Genomic DNA, 381 nt, shown 5'->3' with positions numbered 1-381 from the left:
GCCATATATTATTGCTGTGTTTATTGGCCCATAATTTCACAGAAATACAAACTGACGTCCATAACCATAAGTAAATTAAAATAGGCAAAAACAGTGGTATAAATGCGCTGCGGAACTTCCCATGCTCAGTAATATAATTTTTAACTGTATGTTTAAATTCAAAGTTATTATTGTATTTTTTATATAGGTGCCTTAATAAAACAACCGACAACACTATCGCCGTTATTGGAAATAACGTAAATGTTAAGGTGTTATATATACTGTTGGGGATAAAAGCGGGGTCGGCTTGTTCATCCCATGCAAGTAAAACCAGCGGAGGTGCTGTTACTAAGAGTAATATGGCGCTGTTGAAGAGTTGTTTAAAGGTCAAAGGGTATTCAC

1 protein-coding gene is annotated in these 381 nt (G+C 35.4%); it reads right to left on the bottom strand.

Annotation, left to right across the window (positions count from 1 at the left end):
• Positions 1-381 (bottom strand): hypothetical protein (locus AAEY83_RS13135; protein WP_351059402.1); only part of this gene is annotated, 381 nt, incomplete at both ends.

This window comes from Psychrobacter sp. TB20-MNA-CIBAN-0197, from assembly GCF_040309765.1.
GTDB classification, from domain to species: domain Bacteria; phylum Pseudomonadota; class Gammaproteobacteria; order Pseudomonadales; family Moraxellaceae; genus Psychrobacter; species Psychrobacter submarinus.
This window is presented reverse-complemented; position numbering and strand designations above follow the sequence as displayed.